The following is a 25,204-nucleotide window of genomic DNA, read 5'->3' on the forward strand; positions in this document are numbered from 1 at the left end:
TTGCGCTCGCCCGCGCTCAGTCGAGCGCGCGGCCGAAGATCCGGATCACCTCGTCGAGATGCTCGGCCATCGCACGGCGCGCGGCCTCCGGGTCGCGCGCGCGGATCGCGTCGAGGATCGCGCGGTGTTCGAGCTCCGACCGGTGCGGCATGTCGTTCGGCATGTACAGCGACTGCAGCCGCTGGAACATCAGGTCGTACTTGTGCGCGAGCAGCTGCTTGATCATCAGCGCATAAGCCGGGTTGTCGCTCGCTTCCGCGATACGGATATGGAACAGCCGGTCGCCCGGATGCGTGAGCGAGCCGCTGCGGTTGTCTTCCTGGTTGCGCAGGAACGCCGCGTGAATCCCTTCTATCTGCGCATCCGAACCGTGCTTCGCGGCGAGCGACGCGGCTTCCGGCTCGATCAGCCGGCGCGCCTGCAGCAGCGCGAACGGCGGGATTTCGGTATCGAGGTCGAGCGCGATGCCCAGCTCGGGATCGATCTCGACGACCGGGAACGGCGCAACCTTCGTATCGGGCCGCGGCTCCGGCGCGGCCGCCGCCTCGGGTTGGCGCACCTTCACGCCGTCGCCGACACGCACGCTGACGAGCCCGCTGACTTCGAGCGCGATCAGCGCCTCGCGCACCGACGTGCGCGACACGCCGAACTGCTCGGCCAGTTCGCGCTCGGGCGGCAGGTAGCTGCCCGGCGGGAAGTCGCCGGACTCGATCATCGCGCTGAGCTTGTCGGCGATCTGCTGGTAGAGGCGGCGGTTCTGAATCGGCTGGATGGACATACGTTGATACAGGTAAGCGATTGCATTGCGGACGGTCTGACGAATGGCGCACGCGCGTCGGGCCGTTCGCGCCTATTTTATATGCCGGGCTTCGAATCGCCCGGCAGCGCATAGCAACGCGCGGCCGTGCCGCCCCACAGCGCGTTGCGCTCGGCCGCCGACAACCGCGCTTCGGCCCAGCGCTCGACCAGCGACGCCACTTCGTCATACGACGCCGCGAGCAGGCACACGGGCCAGTCCGACCCGAACATCAGCCGCTGCGGGCCGAACGCGTCGAGCGCCGCGTCGAGGCATTGCTCGATGTGCCGGATGTCCTGCCCGCGCAGGCCGCGCCGCCAGTCCGTCTCGGTCACGAGCCCCGACAGCTTGCACACGACGTGCGGCAGCGCGCCCAGCTCGCGCAACCCGGCACGCCAGCGGGCGAGCGCAGCGCCATCGCGGTGGAATTCGGCGAGCGGCGGCTTGCCGGCATGATCGAGCACGAGCCAGTGCGCATCGTGCCGCGCGCAGAACGCGCGCACGTCGGGCAACTGGCGCTCGAACACGAGCACGTCGTACACATAGCCGTTCGCCTGCAGCCACGCGACACCGCGATTGAACGCGGGATCCGCGACGAACGCGCCGACGTCGGCTTCGTCCTGAACCTGATGACGAAAGCCGCGCAGCTTCGGGCTGCGCCATTCGGCGATGCGCTCGGCGAGTTCCGGCGCACCGAGATCCTCCCAGCCGACCACCGCCGCGATGTGCGCGTCGTCGCGGGCGAGATCGAGCAGGAACGCCGTCTCGTCGCGCCCGGCGCGCGCCTGCACCGCGATCGACGCGCCGAGCGCCTGCGCGTGCATCTGCGGCCATAGCGCGTCGGGCAGGTAGTCGCGGGCGAGCACATCCATGCCGGGGCCGATCCACGGATAGTCGGCCGCGCGGTAACGCCAGAAGTGCTGGTGGGAATCGATACGCACTGCGCCCATGGTGTCCTCGTGATTCACCGTTGCCCGCCGCGTCACGTCGCGCTCAGTCGTACAGCACCGCCGTGATTTTCGGGTCGTCGATATTGGTCTTGTCGTACCAGTAGAAACCGGTATCGATGACCTTCGGCAGCTTCTCGCCCTTGGTCGCCTTCACGGCCGCCTCGACCGTCTTGTAGCCGATCCCGACCGGGTTCTGCGTGATCGCGCCGGCCATCAGCCCGCTGCGGATCGCGTCCTTCTGCTGCTTGCCGGAATCGTAGCCGATGATCACGACCTTGCGCTTCATCTCGCGCACGCCGTTCACCACGCCGATCGCCGAGCCTTCGTTGGTGCCGAACAGGCCCTTGAGCTTCGGATACGCCTGCAGGATCGACTTCGTCACTTCGGTCGACTTCAGCTGATCGCCCTCGCCATACTGCACGGTCACGACCTGCACCTTCGGGTGCGCGGACTTCATCCGTTCGAGAAAGCCGTCGCGGCGGTCGATGCCCGTGCGGCTCGTCTGGTCGTGCGCGACCACGGCCACCTCGCCTTCGTCGCCGATCAGCGCGGCGAGCTTGTCGGCGGCGAGCGCGGCGGCGGCCTTGTTGTTGGTCGCGGCGGTCGTCACCGGGATGTCGCTGTCGACACCCGAGTCGAACGCGATCACCGGAATCTTCTCGGCCTGCGCCTTCTTCAGGAGCGGCAGCGCGGCCTTGCTGTCGAGTGCCGCGAAGCCGAGCGCGGCCGGCTTCTTCGCGATCGCGGCGGACAGCATGTCGATCTGCTTGTCGACCATCGCCTCGGTTTCGGGGCCTTCGAACGTCACCTTCACCTTGTAGTCCTTCGCCGCCTGCATCGCGCCCGCCTTCACGGCCTGCCAGAACTGATGCTGGAAGCCCTTCGAGATCAGCGGGATGTAGGATTCCTGCGCCTGCGCACCGGCCGTCACGCCGACGGCGAACGTCAGCCCGACGATCGCGTTCAACACCTTGCTCCTGATCACTTCGCGTCTCCTTGGTTGGTATCGACTGAAATGCCGGCCCGGCCGGCGGTGAAGCGCCTGTGTGTTCGTGTTCGTGTTCGTGTTCGTGTTCGTGCGCGCACGCGTCAGCGGCGGCGCCGGCGCAGGATGTCCACGTAGACGGCGAGGATGATGATCACGCCCGTCACGACCGTCTGCCATTCCTGCGCGACCGACATGATGCGCAGGCCGTTGGTCAGCACGCTCATGATGAACGCGCCGATGATGGTGCCGACGATGCTGCCCGCGCCGCCCGACAGCGACGTGCCGCCGATCACGACGGCCGCGATCGCGTCGAGCTCGTAGCCCTGCCCGAGCGCGGGCTGCGCGGAATTCAGCCGCGACGCGATCAGGAGTCCTGCGATCCCGCACACCGCGCCGCTGAACGTGTAGACGGCGATCTTCCACGCATCGACATTCACGCCGGACAGCCGCAGCGCTTCCTCGTTGCTGCCGAGCGCGAACGTGTAGCGGCCGAAGATCGTCCGGTTCAGCACGATCGACGCGCCGACCGCGACGAGGAACAGGATCAGCACCGCGTTCGGAATCGGCAGCGCGGGAACGAGGCTGCCGATCAGCGAATCCTGCGCGATCGACGTGAAGCCCGGCGTGTCGTTGAAGTAGATCGGCCGCGTGCCCGAGATCACGAGTGACAGCCCCTTGAGCAGCATCATCATGCCGAGCGTCGCGATGAACGGCGGCACCTTCATCTTCGCGATCACGAAGCCCGACACGCTGCCCGACAGCGCGCCGAACAACAACGCGGCCAGGATCCCGAGCGGCAGCGGCATGCCCCACTTCGTCAGCACGACGCCGGCCATCACCGCGCAGAAGGTCATCAGCGTGCCGACCGACAGGTCGATGCCCGACGTGATGATCACGTAGGTACACGCGACGGCCAGCACACCGTTCACGGCGGTGGCCTGCAGGATCGTCACGAGGTTGTCGACTTCGAGGAAGTTCGGCGACGCGAAGCTGAAGAACACGATCAGCAGCACGAGGCTCGCGAACGCGAGCAGCTTCTGCCGCGCGGCCGGGTTGAAGAAGCGGGCACGGAGGCCCGCTGCGCCGGCCGGCGTGTCGCCGGTGGCCAGAGGCGGAACGGGATGCGTATCGTTGGACATGATCGGGTAAGCGTCGGAATCAGGACAATACGGTCGACTCGCGCTGCGTCGCGAGCTGCATGATCTTTTCCTGCGTGGCGTCGGCCGCGCGCAATTCGCCGGTCACGCGCCCTTCGCACATCACGAGGATCCGGTGGCTCATGCGCAGCACCTCGGGCAACTCCGACGAGATCATCACGATCGCCTTGCCGTCGGCGGCGAGCGCGTCGAGCAGCTTGTAGATCTCGCTTTTCGCGCCGACGTCGATGCCGCGGGTCGGTTCGTCGAAGAACAGGATGTCGCAGTCGCGCAGCAGCCACTTCGCGATCACGATCTTCTGCTGGTTGCCGCCCGACAGGAGCCGCGCCGGCTGCGCGACGGACGGCGTGCGGATCGCGAGCTGGCGCACGTACGACTGCGCGGTGTCGCGCATCCCGCGCGCATCGAGGAACATGCCGCGGCGCACGAAGCGCCGCATGCTCGACAGCGCGATGTTGTTCTGCACGTCCATCCCGACCGCGAGCCCGAAGTGCTTGCGGTCCTCCGAGAGATAACCGATCCCGTGCCTGACCGCGTCGGCCGGCGTGCGGATCGTCACGGCCTTGCCGTGCACGCGGATCTCGCCCGCGTCGACCGGGTCCGCGCCGAACACCGCGCGCGCGACCTCGGTGCGGCCCGCGCCCATCAGCCCCGCGAAGCCGAGGATCTCGCCTCGCCGCAGCGTGAAGCCGACGTCGCGGATCGCGCGGCCGCGCGACAGCCCGCGCACCTCGAGCGCGACCGCGTTGGCCGACGTATCGGGCGGCGTGCGGAACGTCGCATCGAGCTGGCGGCCGACCATCATCGCGATGATCGCTTCCATCGACGTATCCGCCATCGGCACGGTCGCGACGTACTTGCCGTCGCGCATCACCGTCACGCGATCGGCGATCTGGCGCAGCTCGTCCATCTTGTGCGAGATGTAGACGATGCCGACGCCGCGCGCGCGCAGGTCGCCGATGATGCGGAACAGCTCGGCGATCTCCGCGTTGTTCAGCGCGGCGGTCGGTTCATCCATGATCAGCACGCGCGAGTCGAACGACAGCGCCTTCGCGATCTCGACCATCTGCTGCTTCGCGACCGTCAGCCGGCCGACCGGCGTGCGCGGATCGAGATCGAGCCGCATCCGCGCGAAGATCGCGGCGGCGTCGCGGTTCAGCCTGTCCTCGTCGACGAACACGCCGAAGCGGCCGCGCGGCTCGCGGCCGATGAAGATGTTCTGCGCGACGCTCAGGTGGTTCATCAGGTTCAGTTCCTGATGGATGATGCCGATCCCGAGCGCCTGCGCGGCGCGCGGATCGTCGATGTCCACCGCGCGGCCGTCGATCCGGATCTCGCCTTCGTCCTTCTGATAAACGCCGGCGAGAATCTTCATCAGCGTCGACTTGCCGGCGCCGTTCTCGCCCATCAGCGCATGCACTTCGCCGGCGCGCAGGTCGAAGCGGCAATCGTCGAGCGCCAGCACGCCCGGAAAGCGCTTGCTGACGCCGGTCAGCTCGATCAGCGCCGCGGGCGCGAGGGTCGTCGGGTTCGGATCGGGTTGCATGGCTCGCCGCCCTCAGCCGATCGCGCGATCGAGATGCGTATAACCGCCATCGACGAACAGCCACTGGCCCGTCGTGTGCGATGCGCGCGCCGACAGCAGGAACACGGCCGTGTCGGCAATCTCGTCGGCGGTCGTGAAGCGCTTGCCGAGCGGCACCTTGCCGGCGATTTCCGCGAGCTTCGCTTCCGGGTCGTCGAAACCGGCGATCCAGTTCTGGTAAAGCGGCGTCATCACCTCGGCCGGGATCACCGCGTTCACGCGCACGCCGTCGTCGCGCAGTGCGACCGCCCATTCGCGCGTGAGCGCGAGCTGCGCGCCCTTCGATGCGCAATAGCCGCTCGTGTTGCCCTGGCCGGTGACCGCCGTCTTCGACGAGATGTTGACGATCGCGCCGCGCGTCGCCTTCAGGTGCGGCACGCAGTAATGCGCCATCACGTAGTAGTGGATCAGGTTGCGTTCGAGCGATGCGACGAACGCGTCGCGCCCGGCATCGAGCCCGACGCCGTCGTTGATGCCCGCGTTGTTGACGAGGCCGTCGATGCGGCCGAAGCGCGCGAGGGTCTGCGCGACCGCGTCGCGGCATTGCGCGTCGTCCTGCAGCTCGACGGACACGCACGCGGCGCGCGGCTGCTTCTGCGCGAGCGCGCGCCAGAAGCCGTCATCCGGCGCGTGGCGCGCGAACACCACCGGAATCGCGCCTTCGTCGGCAAGCCGCATCGAGATCGCGGCGCCGATGCCCGACGCGCCGCCGGTCACGATCACGACCTTGTCTTGCAGATTCAAATCCACTTCGCGTCTCCGTCGTTCATGTTGTCGCCGCGCGCAGGCCATGCGCGGGTCATCGTGCGCCGTCGTGCTGCGTGCTGCGTGCTTCAGCCGCGGAACCGGTACCGCTCGAGCGATGCGGGCTTCATCTCGATCGAGAAACCGGGTGCCGTCGGCGGCATGTACGCCGCGCCGCGCACGACACAGGGCTCGACGAAATGCTCGTGCAGGTGATCGACGTATTCGGTCACGCGCCCTTCCTTCGTGCCGGCAATGCACACGTAGTCGATCATCGACAGATGCTGCACGTATTCGCACAGCCCGACGCCGCCCGCATGCGGACACACCGGCAACCCGTACTTCGCGGCGAGCAGCATCACCGCGAGAATCTCGTTCACGCCGCCGAGCCGGCACGCGTCGATCTGCACGACGTCGATCGCGCCGCGCGCGATGAACTGCTTGAACATCACGCGGTTCTGGCACATCTCGCCGGTCGCGACCTGCACCGGCGCGATCGCCTCGCGGATCTTGCGGTGCCCTTCGACGTCGTCGGGGCTCGTCGGCTCCTCGATGAACCACGGTTTCGCGAACGCCAGCTCGCGCACCCAGTCGATCGCCTCGTCGACTTCCCACACCTGGTTCGCGTCGATCATCAGCTTGCGGTCCGGGCCGATCACCTCGCGTGCGATCGTCACGCGGCGGATGTCGTCCTCCAGGTTCGCGCCGACCTTCAGCTTCACGTATTCGAACCCGGCGTCCACCGCTTCATGGCACAACCGGCGCAGCTTGTCGTCGCTGTAGCCGAGCCAGCCGGCCGACGTCGTGTAGCACGGGTAGCCTTCGCGCTCGAGCGTCGCGATCCGCGCCGCCTTGCCCGGCGCCTGCCGGCGCAGCAGGCCGAGCGCTTCGTCCGGCGTCAGGCAGTCGGTCAGGTAGCGGAAGTCGATCGCGCGCACGATCTCCTCGGGACTCATGTCGGCGACGAGCCGCCACAGCGGTTTGCCGACCGCCTTCGCCCACAGATCCCACACCGCGTTGACGACGGCGCCCGTCGCCAGATGAATCGCGCCCTTGTCGGGGCCGATCCAGCGCAACTGGCTGTCCGAGGTCACGTGCCGCCAGAAGCGGCCCATGTCCTCGCGGATCCAGTCGAGGTCGAGGCCGACGACGAGGTGACGCATCGCGTCGATCGCCGCGCAGCAGATTTCGTTGCCGCGCCCGATGGTGAACGTGAGCCCGTGGCCCTCGAGCCCGTCGCGGTCGGTTTCGAGCACGACGTACGCAGCCGAATAATCGGGGTCCGGATTCATCGCATCGGAACCGTCGAGCTGGCGCGAGGTCGGGAAGCGCACGTCGAGGACGCGCATCGATCGAATGATAGGCATAACGAACCGTCCGGGAAAGGGTTTCAGGCCTGCACGGTGCGCTGGCGCTGCTCGCCGAGCCCGTCGATGCCGAGCGTGATCACCTGCCCGGCGCGCAGATAGACGGGCGGCTTCTGCCCGAGGCCCACGCCCGGCGGCGTGCCGGTCGAGATCACGTCGCCCGGCTGCAGGCTCATGAAGCGGCTCAGGTAGCTGATCAGGTGCGGCACACGGAACACCATCGTCGCGGTCGTGCCGTTCTGGTAGCGGTGGCCGTCCACGTCCAGCCACAGCCGCAGCGCGTGCGGATCGGGCACTTCGTCGGCCGTCACGAGCCACGGGCCGAGCGGCCCGAACGTATCGTTACCCTTGCCCTTGTCCCACGTGCCGCCGCGTTCGAGCTGGTACTCGCGCTCCGACACGTCGTTCACCACGCAGTAGCCGGCGACGTGCGACAGCGCGTCGGCTTCGTCGATATAGCGGCCGCCCCGGCCGATCACGACGCCCAGCTCGACTTCCCAGTCGGTCTTCTCCGAGCCGCGCGGGATCTCGACGTCGTCGTTCGGCCCCGAGATCGCGCTCGTCCACTTGCCGAACACGACCGGCTCCTTCGGGACGTCCATCCCCGATTCGGCCGCGTGGTCGGAATAGTTGAGCCCGATGCAGATGAACTTGCCGACGCGGCCGACGCACGCGCCGAGCCGCGGCGCGCCTTCGACGAGCGGCAGCGACCCCGGGTCGAGCTCGCGCAGCCGCGCGAGCGACGCGGGTGCGAGCGCGTCGCCGGCGACGTCGTCGATCACGCCCGACAGGTCGCGGATCCTGCCCTGCGCATCGAGCAGGCCCGGCTTTTCATGGTGTTTGTCGCCAAATCTCAGCAGTTTCATGTGGTGTGGGCGGAAATGGAAAGTGAGTGGAAAGGCGCGGTCGGCTAGACGCGGTCAGTTCGACCAGCCGCCATCGATCAGGTGAATCGCGCCGGTCGTGAACGACGCTTCGTCGGACGCGAGATACAGCGCGAGCGCGGCCACTTCGTCCGCGGTGCCGATACGGCCCATCGGCTGACGCGCGACGAACGCCTGGCGCACGGTATCGGTCGACACCTGGCGCGTGCGCGCCTGCTCGGCGATCCGCTGCTCCAGCGACGGCGACTCGATCGTGCCCGGGCAGATCGCGTTGCAGCGGATGCGCTGCTCGACGAAATCGGCGGCCACCGACTTGGTCAGGCCGATCACGGCCGCCTTGGTCGTGCCGTAGACGAAGCGGTTCGGCACGCCCTTCACGCTCGACGCGGCCGACGCCATGTTGACGATCGACGCGCCGCCCGCTGCCAGCATCGCCGGCAGCAGCGCACGGATCAGCCGGTACATCGACGTGACGTTCAGGTTCAGCGAGAACGCCCACGCGGCGTCGTCGCAGTCGAGGATCGAGCCGTGGTGAACGAAGCCCGCGCAGTTGAACAGCACGTCGAACGCGCGCTCCTGCGCGGCGAGTGCGGCAACGTCGCCCGCATCGGTCACGTCGAGCCGCCGCGTGGCCAGCCGGCCGCCCGCGCGTTCGGCGTCGGCCGCGAGTTGCGCGAGCGCGGCTTCGTTGATGTCGGTTGCCAGCACGTCGGCACCCTCGCTTGCGAACCGCAGCGCGGTCGCGCGGCCGATACCCTGCCCGGCCGCCGTTACCAGCGCGCGCTTGCCCTGCAATCTCATGAGCACCTCTCCCGAAGAAGCCGGCCGGGCCGGCTGATTGGCACAAAGGACTAAAGGTCCAACCAATCATAGGAACAGATTCCGGATTTGTCACGTTCGCGTGATTCAGTATTTTCCCGAGCGGGAGAATCGGGCGGAAGGCGCTGCGGCGGGCTTCGATTACCGTATTTTTCAGGTTCCGCCGATCGGCCGCGTATCGCGCAAAGCCAATACCGGTGGGCGTTTCGGCGACACCCGGGGCACCGGAGTCGCGCCGTCGGCACGGCGAAACTGACAAAAAAGTCATGTTCCCGTCAGGGTGTCAACGGCGGGCGCGCGCGATCATGGTGTTGCCGGACCGCGCTTCCCCGGACACCGCCCCCGCCCGTCGCCGATCCCTGACGGGCGTCTCCGTCCCCCGCGGTGTCCACGTGACTGAGCGAGCAGACACGGGGGCGCGGGCCGATTTTCCGCCCCGGGCGTGCGCGTCCGGGGCGCTTTTGTCGTTGGCTTTTTCACGAAAATGCGCGTCGATTGTTTCTGATTCGGCAAAAGGTAATTTGAGCCAGACAGGATGTTTTTTCCGGTCACAGACGCTTACATTTAGCGCACCACTCATGGAAACCGCTACGGATTCGCCCTCGGGTAGTGACATCCACTGCCACGGCCGAAACCGCACGAGCTTTAGGAAACGGCAAATGAAGGCCTCCAAATCCCTGCCTGTGCTCGATCCCGCCGACGTCCACGTCGAAATTCTGGAACGCTCCGATACGCTGCTCGTCGTCCGCTGGGTCGAACCCGGCCGCTGTCACTACGGCGAACAGCGCTGGCGCCGCCGCTTCGCGCAGCGCACCGGTACCTGCGCGCTGTCGCGCCAGGTCATCCAGCGCGGCGACGAAGTATTCCGCCCGGCCGAGCGCCCGGCACCCGCGAATGCGGCGGCAATGATCTCCGCCGCCGAAGTGCTCGCGCTGGCCGGCAGCCGGTAACGCCCACACCGGCCACCCGTGCCGCGGGGCCCGCGGCGTGATGCGCTTGCGCGCCCTAGAAGCGCCGGTCTAATTCCCCCGCTTGTCTGTCCCGCCCGCGCGGACTATCGTTACACCACTCAATGTAACGATTGCGCGTCGTGGCGCACCGCCACGCCGATGGAGGCAGACATGCATGCATGGAGCGCGCGCCACGTCCCGGCGCAAGGCGGCAAGGTCGCGGTCGTGACCGGCGCCAACAGCGGCCTCGGCTGGCACATCGCGGAAACGCTGGCCGCCAAGGGCGCGACGGTCGTGATGGGCTGCCGCGATGCCGCGCGCGCCGCACAGGCCGCCGCTGCGATTCACCGGCTCCATCCCGCCGCACGGGTCGAAGTCGATGCGCTCGACCTCGCCGATCTCGCGTCGATCCAGCGCTTCGCCGCCGGTGTCGCCGACCGCCACGGCCGCGTCGACATCCTCTGCAACAACGCCGGCGTGATGTTCCTGCCGCTGCGGCACACGCACGACGGCTTCGAGATGCAGTTCGGCACCAATCACCTCGGCCACTTCGCGCTGACCGGCCATCTGCTGCCCGCGTTGCGCGCCGCCCGGCGCGCGCGAGTCGTGACGATGTCGAGCGGCTTCAACCGCGGCGGCCGGATCCGGGTCGACGACCTGCGCGCCGAGCACCGTTACAACCGTTATCTCGCCTACTGCGACAGCAAACTCGCGAACCTGGTGTTCGCGCTCGAGTTGCAGCGCCGCTTCCAGCGCGCGGGGTTCGCGGGAATCAGCGTCGCCGCGCATCCCGGCTACGCGGCAACCAACCTGCAGTTCGCGGGCCCCGCGATGGACAGTTCGCCCACGCGCGCCGCGCTGATGCGCGCGGCGAACCGATATCTCGCGCAACCGGCCGAGCAGGGTGCGTTGCCCGCGATTCATGCGGCGACGTCGCCCGACCTCGCCGGCGGCTCGTACATCGGGCCGTCCGGCTGGCTCGAGTCGCGCGGCCTGCCGGCACCGGCGAGCGTGCCGCGCGCGGCACGCGACGTGGCCCTCGCGGCTCTGCTGTGGGAGGCGACCGAAGCCGCGACGGGCGTGCGTTTCCTGAGTTCGGGCGCGCCCGCCGGCCGGCCGCCCGCCAAGCCGTTCGACGCGGCCGCCGAGGCGCGCTGAATGCGGTGCGCGTCGCGGCCACATTCTTCATACTTATTACGCTTACAGAAACGAAAGCCGGATGAAAGCGTGATCCGGCGTCCCACTGTTACCGCCTTGGAAACAATCTATCGTCAAAACCAGCGTTTACCCTGAACGACCCGGTGACTAAGATTTAGTCAATCGCTGCAGACATGGTGTCGCAAGCGAACCCAATAAAACACCGGAGGTCATCATGAAATCGCTCGTTTCCGCAGTTGTTGCCGCTGTCGCCCTGTCCGCTTCGTTCGGCGCTTTCGCACAAAGCACCGTGACCCGCGCGCAAGTCCGCAACGAACTGGTTCAGCTCGAACAAGCCGGCTACAAGCCGGGCGTGTCGAGCCCGTACTACCCGAACGACATCCAGTCGGCGGAAGCGCGCGTTCATGGTGCCGACGCCAGCGGCTACGGCGCGCAACCGGCTCCGGTCGTCCACTCGGGCGCCCCGGCTGCCGCAACGTCGTCGAACGCACGCGACTCGGTCTTCTTCGGCCAGTAAGCCGACGCGCCCCCGGCGGGCGCACCGCGCATCGCGCGATGAAGAAGCTGGATCCGGACGAGCCCCTCATGCGGGCTCGTCTTTTTTTGTGAAACGCATACCTCCGCCGCCCGGCAGCGGGTGGCTTCGCCCGGGCGCCCTGCGTCCGGGCGCTTTTTCCCCGGCGAGGTATGCGTAACGAAGTCGAATGCGGCAGCCGACTGCGGAAGTCGAATGCGCCGATCAGCGCCCGGCGGCAGCCGCGGGCAGCGCACGCGACAGCACACGCCAGCGCGACAGCAGTTCGTCGCGATCGACGTAGCAGCCCTGCAGATGCCGGCGGCCCGTCGACGGATCGAACTCGGTGCGCGCATGCAGCACGCGCCGGTTGTCGAACGCCCACATGTCGCCCGCCCGCAGCCGGCGCTGCACGCGGAAACGCGGCTCGCGCGCGAGCGCGAGAAACCGCCGGTACGCGCGGTAGACGGCCGCGACGGCGCCGGCCGGCGCATCGAGCGGCCCGCGCAGGAAATTCGCGACGCGCACCTCGGTCACGTTGCCGCGCGCATCGAGTCCGATCACCGGCGCCGAACAGCGGTAGTCGCTGTTCGCACTCTTGTTCCAGAACTCGAACGGTGTCGACGCAAGTTGCGTGAAATCGTCCGGATATTCGTGCCGCAGCGCATCCGCGAGCGCGAAGCCGTCGAGAAACACGCTGTCTCCGCCCGTTGCGTCGTTCGCGAGGCAGTGCAGGAACTGCACGCCCGGCTGCAATTCACGCGTCGGCAGGTCGGTGTGCGGCGGCAGGTTCAGCGACGTATAGGCATTGCTGTCCGGCCGCGGCTTCGATTCGACATCGAACAGCACGCCGAAATTGCTTTCGCGGATCAGGCCGACACGCCGCGCGATCTGGTCGACCCGGCCGGGTTCGGCCGGCACGCCCTCGACGAGCGTCAGCCCGGTGCGCTGCAACGCGGCGAGCCAGGCGAGCAACGCGCCGTCGTCCTCCATCACGTCACGCCACGCGAACACGCCGATCGCCGTCGCATCGTCGCCGGTCCACACGTGCCGCCCGTGCGCGGCCTGGCGTTCCGCGCGGGACGCATCGTCGTAAGCATGCGCGCGCAACCATCCCGGCGACCAGGCGCTGCGATGCCCGTCGTTCCACTCGACGTGCAGCGCGCCGTCGGTTTCGACATGCACGACGAGCGCCGACAGATCCTCGCGCGCATCGGCGATCTCGAACACCTGTTCGCGCGTGAGCGCATGCACGCACGCGGAACACGCGCAGTTGTCGCGCAACCAGTCGAAGTGAAACGGCGATCGTCGCGTGTCGCTCCACTCGACGTTCACCGCACCCTCGCCGATCGTCGCCGCCGCAATGGCCGCGTCGGCGGAAAAGGTCCGCCAGTCCTCGATACGGTGTTGCGCTGCCTGCATCGTTGCCTCCCGGAAAACGCCCGCTACGCGTGTGGTGCGAGCAGAAACCCGCCGATCATCCGGTGCATCCGCGCCGCCTGCGGGCTCTTTCCGAGCGCGCGCCAGCAGCCGTGCACCAGCCCCTCTCCCATCCAGTAACGCGCGGCGCCGCCGGCCGCAAGAATGTGTTCGACATAGACGCGCGCATCGTCGCGCAGCGGATCGTGTTCCGCGCCGATCGCGAGCACGGGCGGCAGGCCGTCGAAACGCGCCGCCGCGAGCGGCACCGAAGCGCGCAGCAGCGGATCGTCATCGCCCGGCGCATCGTCGCGTTCACTGCCCCAGTACAACGCGCGATAGCGATGGACGTCGTCGAGCGTCAGCATCGGCGCGTGTGCCTCGGTTTCGCGCGCCGGCGATTGCGGTTCGAAGCCGAGCATCGGATAGACGAGCGCGATCCCGTCGATGCCGCCTTCGCCCGCATCGCGCAGCGCGGTCGCGACGGCGGCCGCGAGGTTGCCGCCGGCACTGTCGCCGGCGAGCGTCAGCGGTCGCGCGCACGCGTCGAACGGCCAGTGCGCTGCGTCGCGCGCGGCGCGCGTGACGGCCAGGCAATCGTCGAGCGCGGCCGGCGCGCGATGCTCGGGCGCGAGCCGGTAGCCGACCGCGATCACGGCCAGCCCCGTGTCGGCCGCCAGTTGCGCGGTGATCAACGCATGACTGTCGAGCGAGCCGACGACGAAGCCGCCGCCATGAAAGAACAGCACGGTGCCGCGCGGCTCACCGTGCGCGGGCGCATAGCGCCGCAGCGCGATCGCGCGTCCGTCCGGCGCATGCCACACCGCATCGTGCCGGACGATGCCGGCCGGCAGTTCGGCGGGCGTCCATGCGGCCGCGAAGCGATCGTAGACGCGGCGTTGCTCGTCGGGCGAGCGCGCCGCTGTGTCGGCCGGATACCACGCGTCGACGGCCGCGACGAACGCCGCGATTTCCGGTTCGAGCATCGTGTGCGCTCCGCGGTCGAAGGTCGAAAGTTGAACGCCGACGCTAGCGGCGCGGCGGCAGTCCGATCACGCGGCCCGCATACGCGGGGGCCGCGCAATCGCGCTGCACCGCATGCAGTTCGGCCACGCGCGCGGCGACGTCGTCGTCGAACGGCGCCGATTTCGCGCCGTCGCGCGTGTCGACGTGCAGCAGCATCTGCTCGCTCGCCGACACCGCGCCGTCGTGCCCGTCGGCGAACAGTTCGAGATACAGGTGCAGCCGCTTCGCGTCGTGCGCGAGCACGCGCGCATCGACGCGCACGCGCGTGCCCTCCTTGATCTCCTGCAGATAGTTCACGTGCGCTTCGAGCGTGTAGACCGAGCGGCCCCGCTCGCGACGCGCGGCGTCGTCGAGACCGATGCGGTCCAGCAACGCATCGGTCGCGAAGCTGAAGATCAGCAGATAGAACGCGTCGCGCAGATGGCCGTTGTAGTCGACCCATTCGGGCCGCACGACGTCGCGGTAGATCGTCAGCGGGGTATCGCCTGTCATGTTCGTTCAGTCCTCGAATCGCATTCCGTGCCGCGCCTTCACCGCGGCGATCGCCTTCAGCACCTCGGTGATGCACTCGTCGCGATAGCGCTCGAGTTCCTTGATGCTGCGCGTGCCCTGCTGCTCGCTCGTGCCTTCGACGACGCTGTCGATCAGTGCATCGGTCAGCTTCGGCGCGACCAGCTTCGTCCATGGCAGTTCGAGCGCGGGGCCGAACTGCTGCATGAAGTGTCGCATGCCCGCGTCGCCGCCAGCCAGCGTGTACGTCAGGAAGGTGCCCATGAACGACCAGCGGATGCCCGCGCCGAAGCGGATCGCATCGTCGATCTCGCCGGTCGTCGCGACGCCCTCGTTGACGAGATGCAGCGCCTCGCGCCACAGCGCTTCGAGCAGCCGGTCCGCGATGAAGCCCGGCACTTCCTTGCGCACGTGCAGCGGCCGCATGCCGAGCTTGCGATAGATCTCCATCGCCGCCTCGACCGCTTCCGGCGAGGTGCGCGCGCCGCCGAGCACCTCGACGAGCGGCAGCAGGTAGACCGGATTGAACGGATGACCGACCACGCAGCGCTCCGGATGCGTCGCACGCGCATAGAAGTCGGTCGGCAGCAGCCCCGACGTCGACGATGCGATGATCGCGTCGGGCTTCGCCGCGCGGCTGATCTGTTCGTGCAGTTCGAGCTTCAGCGCCTCGCGCTCGGGTGCGCTTTCCTGGATGAAGTCCGCGTCGGCGACGCAGGCCTCGATCGTCGACTCGAAGCGCAGCCGCGCGGGATCGGCGCCCGGCGCGAGGCCGACGCGCTCGAGCGCGGGCCATGCATTCGCGACGCTCGCGCGCAAGCGCGCTTCCGCGTCCGGCGCGGGGTCCCACACGACCACGTCCAGACCATGCGCGAGCGCACGGCAAATCCATCCGCTACCGATCACGCCGGTGCCGATCGCGGCGAACGTCTTGATGTCGGTCTTCACTGCCATGTCAACACATCCTTCAAATCGAGGAGAATCGGACGGCGGCGCACCCGTGTGCGCCGCCGCATTGAAGCGGAATCAGCGTTGAAACTCACGCGAACTCGGCCACCGCGCGGCGTTCGAGCAGGCGCTCGCCACGCGCCGGCAGGCCGAGCTTGCGACGCCCTTCGGCCGGCGTCAGCACGCGGCCGCCGAGCCGTTCGACGATTTCCCGCGCACGCTCGACGAGCGTGCCGTTGGTCGCGTGCACGCCGCGATCGAGCCAGATGTTGTCTTCGAGGCCCACGCGCACGTGGCCGCCGAGCAGCATCGCCTGCGCGACCATCGGCATCTGCATGCGGCCGATCCCGAAGCCGGCCCAGTGCGCGCCCGGCGGCAGGTTGTCGACCATCGCCTTCATCGTGCCGGTGTCGGCCGGCGCGCCCCACGGAATGCCGAGGCACAGCTGGAACAGCGGCGGATCGTCAAGGAGTCCTTCCTTCAGCAATTGCTTCGCGAACCACAGATGGCCCGTATCGAAGATTTCCAGTTCCGGCTTCACACCGAGTTCCTGGATGCGCTTGGCGCCGGCGCGCAGTTGCGCGGGCGTCGACACGTAGATGTAGTCGCCGTCGCCGAAATTCAGCGTGCCGCAGTCGAGCGTGCAGATTTCCGGCAGCAGTTCCTCGACGTGCGCGAGACGCGTGAGGCCGCCGACGAGATCGGTGCCCTTGCCGAAGCGCATCGGGTCTTCGCCCGGGCCGATCTCCAGATCGCCGCCCATGCCGGCCGTCAGGTTGATGATCACGTCGACGTCCGCCGAGCGGATCCGGTCGACCACTTCGCGGTAGAGGTTCGGGTCGCGGCTGCCGCGGCCCGTCTGCGGATCGCGCACGTGGCAGTGCGCCACCGTCGCGCCGGCCTTCGCGGCCTCGATCGCGGCGGCCGCGATTTCCTTCGGCGTGACCGGAATCGCCGGATGTTTGCCGACCGTATCGCCCGCGCCGGTGACCGCGCAGGTGATGATGACTTCGTGGTTCATGCTGAGTGCCCTCGTTTGCTTCGGTTCGTGTCGCTCGATTTCCGTCGTACTGCAGATGATTTTTCGCTGCGCGCCGCACGCTCGCGGCGCGTGCGGGCCGTTACAGGCCGAGATAGGCCTTCACGGCAGGCAGGCCGTCCTTGCCGTCGAACGTCTTGACGCCGGCGAGCCAGGCATCGAGCACCTGCGGATTCTTCTTCAGGTACGCCTTCGCGGCGTCGGCCGGCTTCGTCTTGTTCATCACCGACTGCATCAGCTGGTTCTCCAGCTGCGTCGTGAAGCGCAGGTTCTCGACGAGCTTGCCCGCGTTCGGGCAGCGCGAGATGAAGTCGGGCGCCGTCAGCGTGTACACGCGCGCTTCGCCGTAGTTCGGGCCGAACGCCGCATCGCCGCCGGACAGGTAGTTCATGCTGATCTGGATGTTCATCGGATGCGGTTCCCAGCCGAGAAACACGACCCACTTCTTGTCGCGGATCGCGCGCTCGACCGTGACGAGCATCCCCGCCTCGCTCGATTCGACCAGCTTGAAGCCACCGAGGCCGTACTGGTTCGTGTCGATCATCTTCTGGATCGTCGCGTTCGCGCTGCTGCCCGGCTCGATCCCGTAGATCTTGCCGTCGAGCTCCGCGCGGTGCTTCGCGATGTCCTCGAAGGTCTTCAGGCCGGCCTGGTATTCGTAGCTCGGCACCGCGAGCGTCGCCTTCGCGCCCGACAGGTTCGGCGGTTCGACCACGTTGATCGACTTGCTGTCGAGGAATGGCTGGAGCTGCTTCTGCTGCACCGGCCACCAGTAGCCGAGCGAGATGTCCAGCTGCTTGCTCTTCAGGCCGGCGAACGAGATCGGCACCGATGCGATCGTCGTCGTCGGCTTGTAGCCGAGCCCTTCGAACACCGTCGACGCGAGCGCCGTGGTGGACGTGATGTCGGTCCAGCCGATATCCGCGAAGCGTACGTTGCGGCAAGTCGCGGCATCCGTTTCGGCCTGCGCCGCGGTCGCGAACGCGCCGGTCGCCAGCACGGCCGCGACGAACGCGGCGATCTTTGTCGACTTCATGGTTTCTCCCCTTCGGTTGGACCGATGTCCGACGGTGCGCGGAGTGCGTCCCGGCCTGCATCGTGGGAGTAAAAGTAACGAGCCATATTCACCGCAAGACGACCGCCGGCGACCTGTTCTTGACTATTTGCGACTATGGGTGGAAACCACTATGCGCGGGGAGTGGCTTGTATGGCGGGGGTTTGGGGCGGATTTCGATGAGGAGGGGTTTGTCCGGATGCGGCGTCATGAGATGCCGTACGCGACAGCCAAACGGGGTCAGTCAGGTCCGTGCGGCTGCAAGCGCGTTGCCGAAATGCTCGACGGCGCCGTCGAAGCGCGCCGCGCCGACGTCGAACACCCAGCGGCGCAGCGCGGGGGGCGTGGCAAGACCCAGCTCCGCGACCCGATACCCGGTGTCGATCGCGGCCAGCACGGCCTTCACCATCGCTTGGGGCATGCCTTCGGTGGCGGCGGTCGTCAGCCCGCCGTCGAGTATGCTAGGCGCAAAGGCCGCGCTTTCGACACCCTGCTGGATCGCCGTCCGCGCGGCCGTGGCGACGGCATCCGCGGTTCTTTCGATCGTCCAGCTTGCCGGATCGCCGAGCCCGACCAGCAACAAGGCACGCGCCGCGATGCCCGCGGGCGGATGGCTGATCCACAGCGTTTCCATCGGCGCGGCCAGAAAACGGCCCTCGCGCCGCAAGCCGGTGAGTGCCCCCGACAGTGCGAGGTCGAGATGGCGTAACCCGCCGGTCGGGCCATCGCCCGTCGCCTCGCGGGCAAACATGCAGCCACAGGAGAGGTCGACCTGCGCGCCTACGCCATCCCATGCGGCGACCTCGAAGGCCACCTCCCGCCAACGACCGATATTTTGTCGAAGAACCAAATCGTCTCTCCCGCAAGATTGGAACAGGGTCCGGAGCGCAGCGCGCGCCCCGGTGTCCGGCGTTGCGCCTCTTCATCCGCCTGGCCGGGCTTGCGCCGGCGCACGAGCAACCCGTCATCCGCGTACGCCGGTATCTGCGTTGCGCTTATTGCCTGGCGGCAAGACCGAACGCATAGAGCTTGTGACTCGTGCCGTCGTACGGCAGACCGAGTACCTTGGTGTGGTAGCCCGCCCCCCAGTACACCGACCCGTCGACGATGGCAGCGCCCGACACCACCGCGCCGTTGTTCTCGTAGCTCCACTTGATCTCGCCCGTCGCCGCATCGAGCGCATACATGCTCGCGCCCGTCCCGGCCAACGAGCCGGCATAGACGACACCGTTTGCGGCCGACATCGCCACCGTGTCCATCTTGCCCTGCGGGTCGGCCGTGCGCCACAGCACCTTGCCGGTGGCGGCGTCGACCGCCGCCCAGATGCCGCCCTTGGTCGTCTTCTGGCCGTTCGGACCGTTGTCGACGTCGATCGATTTGCCGTCCAGGTTGCCGATCGAAACGTAGATGCGCTTGCCGTCGGCGGCCGTCCCCCACAGCATGCCGCCCAGCAGGCTGCCCGGGCCGACCTGCGTCTGCCAGACCACCTTGCCGGTCTTGGGATCGAGCGCCCAGTACACGCCGCTCTTCGCGCCTGCGCCCACCAACGTCCTCTCCTTCCCGTTGATGGTCGCCTTGAACAGGTTGGGCCCCGAGCCGAAATCGTAGTCCGGGCCGTCGTCGTGGTCGTAGTTGGTCGACATGTCGGCCGCCAACGTACGGGTATGCCAGACGATCCTGCCGGTCTTGAGGTCGAGCGCGACAAAGCTGTCGATCATGTTGGCCGGCGTATCGGGTTTGCAGTTCTTCTGGGTCGGGTAACGGCAGTGACCCGGCGGAACCGAGAAGTTGTTGCCCGTGGTCACGTAGAGCAGGCCGGTTTCATGATCGACCGCCGCCGTGTTGCCCCACACCGAGCCGCCGGTATATCCCTTCGGCACCATATAGGTCTTCCACAGCATCTTGCCGGTCTTGGCGTCGAGGGCGACCACCGCGCCGCGATAGGTCGGCTTGTCCTTGAGCGCCTCGGCACGCGACGAGAGGCCGACGTACACCACGCCGCGATCGACGATCGGCGACTGGGTAATGATCGCGGTCGGATCCGAATCCACCTTGGTCCGCCACAGTGGCGCACCATCGTCTGCCTTCGCTGCCAGCACGAACGCGCCGGTCGGGTTGTTCGCGACCTGGGTGCCCTGCCCGAAGATCAGCGTGCCCTCCCAGTAGGCCGGGCTGGTGCGCGACGCATCGTTGTCGATGCCGCTGTATTCGGTGATCTTCTTCTTCCACTTCACCTTGCCGCTGGCGGCATCGACCGCCCACAGCGAGCCGCCGAAGTCCGGCACATACACGGTGCCGTTGGCGACGGTCGGCGTGGCCGACACGTTGCCGTCGGTATCCAGCGTCCAGCGCGGCGCAAGCTGCGAGACGTTGTCGACGCCGATCACGCGCTCGTCCGGCGCGGTGCGCGTGTTGTCGACACCCTGCCCGGCAAAGACCCAGTCTGCCGCCGCACCCGGGCCGCTTGCGATCATGCCGAACAGGGCAAGCGTTCCGATCATGGCCGGCGTACGCCGGCGCCACGAGGCAAGTCCGGCATGCTGCTTGTTGGAGGTTTTCATGACATCACCTTACCGAGAGAAGAGTGACTGATGACCGGCCGAACCGAAACGGCCGCGGTGAAAAAAACTGGCGCGCCGGGGCGACTGGAAGCGACCGGGACGCTGGCGATACCCGACCTGCGCGTGCTTTCAAAAGCGGGGAAAAGATCGACATGGCCGGGATGAATCATTTGACGCAGCGTGAATATCGATACCCAAAGTTCGGTTGCGAAGCGCGAAACATAGGACCACTGCATGAAACCACCACACGCGCCGATGAAACATGCGCGCCCGTGACGACAGCGCGTGACGACGCGCGAACCCTGAAGCCGATGCACCGGCGGATCCGCCGCTCAGAACGTATGCATCATCCCCACATACGCGCCCGTCTGCGACTCGCCCGTCATCGGGCTCGTGCCCGACGTCGCGTCGCGCGGCGACGGTTGAAGACCGTCGACATCCCGCCGCCGAGATCCTCGAAGCCCTTCAGGCCGAACATGCTGGTGCCCCAGTCGCCGCCTTCCGCGCTCCAGCGCGTCGAACTGCCGCCGGGCGTCGCGATGTGGTTCAGGTATTCGACGCCGCCGTCGATCCGGCCGTACAGCGTCACGCTCGTCTGCGCGAACGCGGCCGCCGGTGCGGCGGCCACGATCAGCCATGCGAAATGTTTGAGTCGCAAAATCAAGCTCGCCCCCTCCACGCCTCGACCGCCCGCGGCATGCCTCGCGAGCGCGCACGTTGTGTCCGCAATCGATCGAAAAAACACCCGGGCCCTCGCCGCGCCAGGCGCGAGCAGGTTGCCCGACATCCCGATACCCTTCCGGCAAACGACTGCTTGCCGATCGCACCGCACACGCCGGCGCATTATCGTTGGCCGGCAACCCATGCCATCACGGCAGCGATGGTGCAACGCACACCATACGAATCGACATGCACGCGTCTGACGTTGATAATCCGCCGAACTGCGACGGAACAAGCGACAAAGACGATGGAATCGATACGGTACGCGGCCGCCGCGAGCCTTCCTTGTGGACCGATTATGAGGGTAGGACAAGCACCGCTCGATGAACAACCACTATTTGGAAATCCACCCATGCCGCTCGTTTCTTGATGACGAAATCGAGTCGTGCCAGCATCGGACTTGCCGCCTCTGTTGCCGGCCATGCGCCGTGACGATCCAGTGATGGTTGACGACGCAGTTGACGATGACGATCCATGCAATTGCAGCACGCCCGCCGCAGCACGCCATGTGAATCGGCGGACGATGAAAAGCGGGAATGACGCGGTTGCCGGCCGCGCACGTACCGGCCGGCACCCGAAGGCTTATCGCGGCGTTTCGACGTAGGTTTCCCTGCAGATCTCGCGCAGCGCCTGGACGAGCACATCCCGCGTCGGCGCATGCGATTCGGCGGCGCGGGTAAACAGCGCGATGGGCGGCAGCGTCCAGACCAGCGAGTAAGGCACGATCGCCACGCCGGCGATGCGCACCATTTCTTCCGCGATATCGGCCGGCACGATCGACACCGCGTCGTCGCTCGACGCGATCATTTCGCCGATCAGCTTCGACGAGTAGCTTTCGACGATCGGCACGGGCGGCGCGATGCCCGCCGACAGAAACAGGTCGGTCACCTGCTCGCGCATCGGCGTGTGGGGCGCGCCGAGAATCCAGTCCAGCGCGTGCAGCTTCTCCCAGTCGAGCTTCGTGCGGGCCAGTTTCGCGGCGAGCCGCCGGCTCGCGATCATCCGGGGCTGCTGCTGGTACAGGACTTCGAAGGAGACCTGCCCCAGATCGATCGCCGACGACGCCCGCCCGATCACGAGATCGACGCTGTGATCCTTGAGCTGCAACAGCAGCTGATCGCTGGTGCCCTCGTGGATCGTCACGGTCAGGCGCCGTTCCATCCGGGATTGCAGCCGCTTGAGCGCCGCCGACAGCATCTGGCCCGAAATAAACGGAATCACGCCGATATGCAGGTGCGCCGCATGGCCGGCGGCAACCGCCTCCATCTCGCGGGCGAGATGGTCGAGATCCTTCAGCATCGCCTTGGCGCGCTCGAGCACGACCGAACCGAGCGCGGTCGGCCGCATCCCGCGCGACGAGCGCTCGAACAGCGGCGTGCCGAACATGCTTTCCAGCTCGGACAGCGCATTCGTCACGGCGGGCTGGCTGCTGGCCATGTGCTCCGCGACGCGCGTCAGCGACCCGTGCTGCTGGATCTGCAGCAACAGCATCAGGTGCCGCATCTTCAGGCGCGCGCCAAGCCGCCTGACCACGTCGTTCGCGTCGAATGTCATTGCCGTACCGCCGCACCATCATGAAAAAGTGATGGAGCGATATTAAAACAGAATCATCTCCTTATGGCCGATCCCTAGAATCACCTCCATGGATCGCGTCGGGACTGGCCTGGCGCGCACGCCCGGACCCGACAACATGAAACAGACAGAGACCCAGCAGCAGGCCGCGTACGACTATCACGAGTTTCCGACCCCGGGGAAGATCTCCGTCGTCGCCAGCAAGCCGCTCGTGACGCAGCGCGATCTCGCGCTCGCCTACACGCCCGGCGTCGCCAGCGTCTGCGAGTCGATCGCCGCCGAGCCGCTGAACGCGCACCGCTTCACGAGCCGCGGGAATCTGGTGGGCGTCATCACCAACGGCACCGCCGTGCTGGGTCTGGGCAACATCGGCGCGCTCGCGTCCAAGCCGGTCATGGAAGGCAAGGCCGTGCTGTTCAAGAAGTTCGCGGGGATCGACGTGTTCGACATCGAGATCAACGAGACCGACCCGGACAAGCTCGTCGACATCATCGCCGGCCTCGAGCCGACCTTCGGCGGGATCAACCTCGAGGACATCAAGGCGCCGGAGTGCTTCACCGTCGAGCGCAAGCTGCGCGAGCGCATGAAGATTCCCGTCTTTCACGACGACCAGCACGGCACCGCGATCACCGTCGCCGCCGCGTTCATCAACGGGCTGAAGGTGGTCGGGAAGTCGATCAAGGAAGTGAAGGTCGTGACGTCCGGTGCCGGCGCGGCGGCGCTGGCCTGCCTGGACCTGCTCGTCGACCTCGGGCTGCCGGTCGCGAACATCTGGGCGACGGATATCGAAGGCGTCGTCTATCGCGGCCGCACCACGCTGATGGATCCGGCCAAGGAACGCTTCGCGCAGGAAACCGATGCGCGCACGCTGTCCGAAGTGATCGGCGACGCGGACGTGTTCCTCGGGTTGTCGGTCGGCGGCATCCTGAAGCCGGAGATGCTGAAGGCGATGGCCGCGCGTCCGCTGATTCTCGCGCTCGCCAACCCGACGCCGGAGATCTTCCCCGAACTCGCGCATGCGACGCGCGACGATGTCGTGATCGCGACCGGCCGCTCGGATTTCCCGAACCAGGTCAATAACGTTCTCTGCTTCCCGTACATCTTCCGCGGCGCGCTGGATGTGGGCGCGACGACGATCACCCGCGAAATGGAAATCGCCGCGGTTCACGCGATCGCCGGCCTCGCGCAGGAAGAGCAGAACGACATCGTCGCGGCGGCCTACGGTGGCGACGAAGTGTCGTTCGGTCCGCAATACCTGATTCCGAAGCCGTTCGATCCGCGCCTGATCGTGCGTATCGCACCGGCCGTCGCCAAGGCGGCGATCGAAGGCGGCGTGGCGACGCGTCCGCTCGCGGATCTCGACGCGTATGTCGAGCAGCTGCAGCAGTTCGTCTACCACTCGGGCGCGTTCATGAAGCCGCTGTTCGCGACCGCGCGCCAGCTCGTGCGCGACGGCGGCAAGGCACGCATCGTGTTCACCGAAGGCGAGGACGAGCGTGTGCTCCGCGCGGTGCAGGTGATCGTCGACGAGAAGCTCGCGCGTCCGATCCTGGTCGGCCGTCCGGAGGTGCTGCTCGCGCGGATCGAGCGGTTCGGCCTGCGCCTGCGTCTCGGTCAGGACGTCGAGGTGACCAATCCGGAATATGACGAGCGCTTCCCGCAATACTGGACCACGTATTGGGAACTGCGCTGCCGCGACGGCATCTCGAAGGAAATGGCGCGCGTCGAAATGCGCCGGCGCCTGACGCTGATCGGCGCGATGATGGTGCGGCTCGGCGATGCGGACGGGATGATCTGCGGGACGGTCGGCGAGTATCACAATCACCTGCGCTTCGTCGACGAAGTGATCGGCAGGAAGCCCGATGCATCGACCTACGCGGCGATGAATATCCTGCTGCTCAACCAGCGGACGGTCGCGCTCGTGGATACCCACGTGAACGACAACCCGGATGCGGAGCAGATCGCGGAATTCACGATCGCGGCCGCGCGGCAGATGGAATGGCTGAACCTCACGCCAAAGGCTGCGCTGCTGTCGCGGTCGAACTTCGGGTCGGGCAGCGCGGCGTCGGGCGTGAAGATGCGCAAGGCGCTCGAGATCATCCGCGCGCACGCGCCGGATATCGAAGCCGATGGCGAGATGCATGGCGACTGCGCGCTCGATGAGGCGCTGCGTGCGCGGCTGCTGCCGATGTCGCCACTGAAGGGCGCGGCGAACCTGCTCGTGTGCCCGAACGTCGATGCAGGGAACATCGCTTACAACCTGCTCAAGACGGAAGCCGGCAGCAACGTCGCGGTCGGGCCGTTCCTGCTGGGGGTCAATGCGCCGGTGAACATCCTCACGTCGAGCGCGACCGTGCGACGGATCGTGAACATGACGGCGTTGACCGTGATCGAAGCGAATCGGAACGTGGCGGGTTGAGTGCGGCCCAGGTAGTCGCATGAT

23 protein-coding genes and 1 pseudogene are annotated in these 25,204 nt (G+C 67.3%); 4 read left to right on the forward strand and 20 right to left on the reverse strand.

Features of this window, described 5'->3' with window-relative positions:
• Positions 1 to 16: 16 nt before the first annotated feature.
• From PL79_RS09130 to PL79_RS09170, 9 genes are all read right to left on the reverse strand, one after another.
• Positions 17 to 778, reverse strand: coding sequence for a FadR/GntR family transcriptional regulator (locus tag PL79_RS09130; RefSeq protein ID WP_044847798.1), 762 nt, complete (start codon positions 776 to 778; stop codon positions 17 to 19).
• A 77-nt stretch (positions 779 to 855) separates the two neighbouring features.
• On the reverse strand, positions 856 to 1,746 hold the full coding sequence (locus PL79_RS09135) for an amidohydrolase family protein (RefSeq protein WP_044847797.1): 891 nt from the start codon (positions 1,744 to 1,746) through the stop codon (positions 856 to 858).
• Between the two features lie 43 nt (positions 1,747 to 1,789).
• Positions 1,790 to 2,731, reverse strand: a complete 942-nt coding sequence (locus PL79_RS09140; RefSeq protein WP_044847796.1) for an ABC transporter substrate-binding protein — start codon at positions 2,729 to 2,731, stop codon at positions 1,790 to 1,792.
• A gap of 104 nt (positions 2,732 to 2,835) precedes the next feature.
• Positions 2,836 to 3,873, reverse strand: coding sequence for an ABC transporter permease (locus PL79_RS09145; RefSeq protein ID WP_044847795.1), 1,038 nt, complete (start codon positions 3,871 to 3,873; stop codon positions 2,836 to 2,838).
• Between the two features lie 19 nt (positions 3,874 to 3,892).
• A complete protein-coding gene (locus PL79_RS09150) occupies positions 3,893 to 5,437 on the reverse strand; it encodes a sugar ABC transporter ATP-binding protein (protein ID WP_044847794.1) in 1,545 nt (514 codons plus the stop codon).
• A gap of 12 nt (positions 5,438 to 5,449) precedes the next feature.
• Entirely contained in the window at positions 5,450 to 6,226 is a 777-nt protein-coding gene (locus PL79_RS09155) for an SDR family oxidoreductase (protein ID WP_044847793.1), read from the reverse strand.
• A gap of 83 nt (positions 6,227 to 6,309) precedes the next feature.
• Positions 6,310 to 7,587, reverse strand: coding sequence for an L-fuconate dehydratase (locus tag PL79_RS09160; protein WP_044847792.1), 1,278 nt, complete (start codon positions 7,585 to 7,587; stop codon positions 6,310 to 6,312).
• A gap of 23 nt (positions 7,588 to 7,610) precedes the next feature.
• A complete protein-coding gene (locus tag PL79_RS09165) occupies positions 7,611 to 8,453 on the reverse strand; it encodes an ureidoglycolate lyase (protein ID WP_044847791.1) in 843 nt (280 codons plus the stop codon).
• A 54-nt stretch (positions 8,454 to 8,507) separates the two neighbouring features.
• The gene (locus PL79_RS09170) at positions 8,508 to 9,272 is read right to left on the reverse strand and encodes an SDR family oxidoreductase (RefSeq protein WP_044847790.1); all 765 of its coding nucleotides are present in this window, start codon (positions 9,270 to 9,272) and stop codon (positions 8,508 to 8,510) included.
• Between the two features lie 677 nt (positions 9,273 to 9,949).
• Between PL79_RS09170 and PL79_RS09175 the strand changes: the two genes are divergently transcribed.
• The 3 genes from PL79_RS09175 (at position 9,950) to PL79_RS09185 (ending at position 11,915) form a co-directional block, all read left to right on the forward strand.
• Positions 9,950 to 10,240, forward strand: coding sequence for a DUF3331 domain-containing protein (locus PL79_RS09175; RefSeq protein WP_044847789.1), 291 nt, complete (start codon positions 9,950 to 9,952; stop codon positions 10,238 to 10,240).
• A 171-nt stretch (positions 10,241 to 10,411) separates the two neighbouring features.
• Positions 10,412 to 11,398, forward strand: coding sequence for an oxidoreductase (locus PL79_RS09180; RefSeq protein ID WP_044847818.1), 987 nt, complete (start codon positions 10,412 to 10,414; stop codon positions 11,396 to 11,398).
• 214 nt (positions 11,399 to 11,612) lie between these two features.
• A complete protein-coding gene (locus tag PL79_RS09185; protein ID WP_044847788.1) occupies positions 11,613 to 11,915 on the forward strand; it encodes a DUF4148 domain-containing protein in 303 nt (100 codons plus the stop codon).
• Positions 11,916 to 12,137: 222 nt separating this feature from the next.
• Here PL79_RS09185 and PL79_RS09190 read toward each other — a convergent pair whose 3' ends face one another.
• From PL79_RS09190 to PL79_RS09240, 11 genes and pseudogenes are all read right to left on the reverse strand, one after another.
• Positions 12,138 to 13,334, reverse strand: a complete 1,197-nt coding sequence (locus tag PL79_RS09190) for a TauD/TfdA family dioxygenase (protein ID WP_044847787.1) — start codon at positions 13,332 to 13,334, stop codon at positions 12,138 to 12,140.
• Positions 13,335 to 13,357: 23 nt separating this feature from the next.
• On the reverse strand, positions 13,358 to 14,317 hold the full coding sequence (locus PL79_RS09195) for an alpha/beta hydrolase (RefSeq protein WP_044847786.1): 960 nt from the start codon (positions 14,315 to 14,317) through the stop codon (positions 13,358 to 13,360).
• Positions 14,318 to 14,360: 43 nt separating this feature from the next.
• Positions 14,361 to 14,849, reverse strand: coding sequence for a thioesterase family protein (locus PL79_RS09200; RefSeq protein WP_044847785.1), 489 nt, complete (start codon positions 14,847 to 14,849; stop codon positions 14,361 to 14,363).
• Between the two features lie 6 nt (positions 14,850 to 14,855).
• A complete protein-coding gene (locus PL79_RS09205; RefSeq protein ID WP_044847784.1) occupies positions 14,856 to 15,821 on the reverse strand; it encodes an L-carnitine dehydrogenase in 966 nt (321 codons plus the stop codon).
• Positions 15,822 to 15,906: 85 nt separating this feature from the next.
• Positions 15,907 to 16,836, reverse strand: coding sequence for a 3-keto-5-aminohexanoate cleavage protein (locus PL79_RS09210; RefSeq protein ID WP_006484708.1), 930 nt, complete (start codon positions 16,834 to 16,836; stop codon positions 15,907 to 15,909).
• A gap of 100 nt (positions 16,837 to 16,936) precedes the next feature.
• Positions 16,937 to 17,890 carry a choline ABC transporter substrate-binding protein gene (locus PL79_RS09215; RefSeq protein WP_044847783.1) on the reverse strand — a complete coding sequence of 318 codons (954 nt, stop codon included), beginning with the start codon at positions 17,888 to 17,890 and terminating at the stop codon, positions 16,937 to 16,939.
• Positions 17,891 to 18,152: 262 nt separating this feature from the next.
• On the reverse strand, positions 18,153 to 18,758 hold the full coding sequence (locus PL79_RS09220) for a M17 family peptidase N-terminal domain-containing protein (protein ID WP_044847782.1): 606 nt from the start codon (positions 18,756 to 18,758) through the stop codon (positions 18,153 to 18,155).
• A 145-nt stretch (positions 18,759 to 18,903) separates the two neighbouring features.
• Positions 18,904 to 20,469, reverse strand: coding sequence for an outer membrane protein assembly factor BamB family protein (locus PL79_RS09225; RefSeq protein WP_082088706.1), 1,566 nt, complete (start codon positions 20,467 to 20,469; stop codon positions 18,904 to 18,906).
• Positions 20,466 to 20,705 (reverse strand): hypothetical protein, encoded by a 240-nt coding sequence (locus tag PL79_RS09230; protein WP_135801020.1) that lies wholly within the window; start codon positions 20,703 to 20,705, stop codon positions 20,466 to 20,468. Before PL79_RS09230 ends, PL79_RS09225 begins: the two co-directional genes overlap by 4 nt.
• 173 nt (positions 20,706 to 20,878) lie before the next feature.
• Positions 20,879 to 21,127: pseudogene (locus PL79_RS09235) on the reverse strand (porin); the annotation flags it as partial.
• A 644-nt stretch (positions 21,128 to 21,771) separates the two neighbouring features.
• Positions 21,772 to 22,743 carry a LysR substrate-binding domain-containing protein gene (locus PL79_RS09240; RefSeq protein ID WP_044847779.1) on the reverse strand — a complete coding sequence of 324 codons (972 nt, stop codon included), beginning with the start codon at positions 22,741 to 22,743 and terminating at the stop codon, positions 21,772 to 21,774.
• A gap of 136 nt (positions 22,744 to 22,879) precedes the next feature.
• Here PL79_RS09240 and PL79_RS09245 point away from each other — a divergent pair, with 136 nt between their 5' ends.
• Positions 22,880 to 25,180 carry an NADP-dependent malic enzyme gene (locus PL79_RS09245; RefSeq protein ID WP_044847817.1) on the forward strand — a complete coding sequence of 767 codons (2,301 nt, stop codon included), beginning with the start codon at positions 22,880 to 22,882 and terminating at the stop codon, positions 25,178 to 25,180.
• Positions 25,181 to 25,204 lie beyond the last annotated feature (24 nt).

The sequence above is a fragment of the Burkholderia sp. USMB20 genome, from assembly GCF_000949135.2.
Classification (GTDB): Bacteria; Pseudomonadota; Gammaproteobacteria; order Burkholderiales; family Burkholderiaceae; genus Burkholderia.